General features: G+C 61.2%; 3 protein-coding genes. 1 reads left to right on the forward strand and 2 read right to left on the reverse strand.

Annotation, left to right across the window (positions count from 1 at the left end):
- Nucleotides 1–53: 53 nt before the first annotated feature.
- Nucleotides 54–1526: an inorganic phosphate transporter gene (locus RYH74_RS10105; RefSeq protein ID WP_025340495.1), complete on the reverse strand. Its 1473-nt coding sequence runs from the start codon at nucleotides 1524–1526 to the stop codon at nucleotides 54–56.
- Between the two features lie 312 nt (nucleotides 1527–1838).
- Nucleotides 1839–2039: a hypothetical protein gene (locus RYH74_RS10110; RefSeq protein WP_003259583.1), complete on the reverse strand. Its 201-nt coding sequence runs from the start codon at nucleotides 2037–2039 to the stop codon at nucleotides 1839–1841.
- A 490-nt stretch (nucleotides 2040–2529) separates the two neighbouring features.
- On the opposite strand from RYH74_RS10110, the gene pcaR reads away from it, so the two are divergent.
- Nucleotides 2530–3420, forward strand: coding sequence for a pca regulon transcriptional regulator PcaR (pcaR, locus tag RYH74_RS10115; RefSeq protein WP_025340494.1), 891 nt, complete (start codon nucleotides 2530–2532; stop codon nucleotides 3418–3420).
- The last annotated feature ends 41 nt before the right edge of the window (nucleotides 3421–3461 follow it).

A 3461-nucleotide genomic window follows, 5' to 3' on the forward strand; every position in this document is an offset into this window, starting at 1 on the left:
TGACACCTATGAAAAAGGCGCCCGTCAGGCGCCTTTTTCTATTGCGGTATCACTCAGCCAATGGCTTTGGACGCCAGCCAGAACAGGCCGGCCGCCAGACCCATCGACGCAGGCAGGGTCAGTACCCAGGCCAGCAGGATGGTCTTCACGGTGCCGCCTTGCAGGCCGCTCTTGTTGGCGACCATGGTGCCGGCCACACCGGACGACAACACGTGGGTGGTCGATACCGGCAGGGCGAAGATGTTGGCCATGCCGATGGCGCAAGCCGCGGTGATCTGCGCCGACATGCCCTGGGCATAGGTCATGCCCTGCTTGCCGATCTTCTCGCCAACGGTCAGTACCACACGCTTCCAGCCGACCATGGTACCCAGGCCCAGGGCCAGAGCGACGGCCACGATCACCCAGAACGGGGCGTACTCGGTGGTGGCGGTCAGGTCTTTGCGCAGTTTTTCCAGGTCGGCCTTTTCACGGGCTTCCAGGCCTGGCAGCTTGCCGACCTTCTTCGCCGTGTCGTCCAGGCACAGCAGGTAGCGGCGCACTTCGACACGCTTGTCGGCACTCAGGCTGTGGTAGTCGGTCACGCCCTGCAGCGAGGATTGCAGCGCGGCAATGGTCGGCTCGGTCTGCTGCGGGTTGCAGCTGAACTGCTCCGGCAGGTCGCTGGCCTTGGCCTTGCCCAGTGCCAGGAACTCGCCCAGGGTGGCGGCGTTGCGCTGGTAGAACTGGCTCATGTGCAGGGTCGCGTCGCGGGTACGCTCGATCTGATAGGTGGTGCTGTTCAGGTCGAGGACGAACTTGGCCGGGACGATACCGATCAGCACCAGCATGATCAGGCCGATGCCTTTCTGGCCGTCATTGGAGCCGTGCACGAAGCTCACGCCCATGGCCGAAACCACCAGTACCAGGCGGTTCCAGAACGGCGGGTGCTTCTTGTCGTCGAGCTTGCGGCGCTGCTCGGGGGTCTTGTGCATCTTCGACAGCGGGCGCCACCACTTCAGGCCGATCAGTACCAGGGCGGCAACGGCGAAGCCGGCCATCGGCGAGACCACCAGCGACATGGCGATGTCGATCGCCTTCTGCCAGTTGACGCCGTCGCCCAGCGGGATGTCGTTGATCAGGGCATTGGCCAGGCCGACGCCGAGGATGGAGCCGATCAGCGTGTGCGAGCTGGAGGCGGGGATACCGAAGTACCAGGTGCCCAGGTTCCAGGTGATGGCCGCAGCCAGCAGCGAGAAGACCATGGCCAGGCCGTGTCCGGTGTTCACATTGATCAGCAGCTCTACCGGCAGCAGGTGCACGATGGCATAGGCCACCCCGACACCGCCGAGCAGAACGCCAAGGAAGTTGAACACGCCGGAGAAGAACACGGCGAGGTGCGGCGGCATGGCTTTGGTATAGATGACGGTAGCTACCGCGTTGGCGGTGTCATGAAAGCCATTGATGAACTCGAAGGCGAGCACGAAGGTCAAGGCGAGCAGCAGGCTCACCAACACCCAGGCATCCAGTCCGCTGAATAATTCGATCATGAAGGTTGTCTGGCGGTCTTAGGGGGGCGGGATTATGCCAGAAAACCTTGGCAATCGATGCATCCGCGACAGACCGACGGCAATCTTCCTGTCGGGAGCGGGATGTGCACGGTGGGGCGTGCAGGAAGGGAAATGTCCGCTAAAACGCGCAAAACCTGGCGAAAACCGGCAAAAAGCTAGAGAAAAAGCCGCTTCGCTTCTGTTCAAACGGCCGTATGAAATTTGTGTAATTCCATTTCACCTTCGGCCAGACAGTAAAGATCGACCGCGCCCGGGCTGGCCGGGCGACGACGCGCTGGCGTGGTCCCGGGGTCAGGGAGTGTCGCTGCGCAGTTCCTTTTCCATACGTTCCAGTTCCTGGCTGAAGGCCTGGTCGCGCACGCTTGCGCGCTTGCGCCAAGGTTTGCGTTCCGGATCCGGTTGTGCGGCGTAAGTGGTGACTTCGCCACCGTAAACATCCTTGTAACGTTCAGCCTGGCGCTCGAGTTCCGCGCGCAGTTCATCTTTCGTCACAGTAGTACCTGAATTAAGTTTGATGAGTGTTGTTATGCGCTGTGCAGCGTGCACATGCCTTGCTGGCCGCAACGGTTTGATACAGCGGAAGGTTCCATTGCCACGGCATCGTGGAGGCCTGCGCAATCGATTATAGCAACCGATATTTCGCCGAACATCGTTATTTACCTAACCCTGACATCACCAGACGCAAGTAACGCAATGCATCCGACTACAGTTTGGGCCTTTCGTACAAGTTTGAAAGGCAAGACGGACAAAAGTTCGTTGCAATGCAGCAGCGGGACCGTCGACCGGGAGGGTAATGAAAAACGGCCTCGCCAAAAGGCGAGGCCGTTGCCTGGGGACTTCTACGGTGGGTACCTGACCAGTCTCTCCAAAGAAGCCACAAGTGGCATGAGAAAGGTATAAGTAAAAGTGTCAGCGGTCAATTGCGATTATCGGCCGTTTGTTCGATAATCGCACGAGTGGGCGTTTTTTTTTGAGGTGTGCGATGAGTGACGAAACCCTGGCCAACGATTCCGTCAATCCAGAGTCGGGCAACCCGGAGCAGGGGCGGTCTGCCTCGGCAGCCCTGGCACCGCCGATCGTGGCTTCCCCGGCAAAGCGCATCCAGGCCTTTACTGGCGACCCGGACTTCATGACCTCCCTGGCGCGAGGCCTGGCTGTGATCCAGGCTTTCCAGGAACGCAAGCGTCACCTGACCATCGCCCAGATCAGCCACCGCACAGAAATCCCTCGTGCGGCGGTACGCCGTTGCCTGCACACGTTGATCAAGCTGGGTTACGCCACCACCGACGGGCGCACCTATTCACTGTTGCCCAAAGTGCTGACGCTGGGGCATGCGTACCTGTCGTCGACGCCGCTGGCGATTTCCGCCCAGCCTTACCTGGACCGCATCAGCGACCAGCTGCACGAGGCGGCCAACATGGCCACGCTCGAAGGTGACGACATTCTTTATATAGCCCGTTCGGCCACCGTGGAGCGGCTGATTTCGGTCGACCTGTCGGTGGGCGGGCGCCTGCCGGCCTATTGCACATCGATGGGGCGCATTCTGTTGGCGGCCATGGACGACACCAGCCTGCGTGAATACCTGGAGCGTGCCGACCTGAAGGCGCGAACCAGCCGTACCTTGCATGACCCCGAGTCGCTGTTCGCCTGTATCCAGCAGGTGCGCGCCCAGGGCTGGTGCGTGGTAGACCAGGAGCTGGAGCAGGGGCTGCGCTCGATTGCGGTGCCGGTGTATGACGCCTCGGGGCAGGTGTTGGCGGCGTTGAATGTGAGTACCCATGTCGGGCGGGTGACGCGCAGTGAACTGGAGCAGCGGTTCTTGCCGATCCTGCTGGCGGCCAGCCGGGACCTTTGCCATCAGTTGTTTGGCTGAGCCTGGAGGGGGCCGCTTTGCGGCCCAATCGCGACACAAGG

Source organism: Pseudomonas sp. LSJ-87 (assembly GCF_032971465.1).
Classification (GTDB): Bacteria; Pseudomonadota; Gammaproteobacteria; order Pseudomonadales; family Pseudomonadaceae; genus Aquipseudomonas; species Aquipseudomonas putida_Z.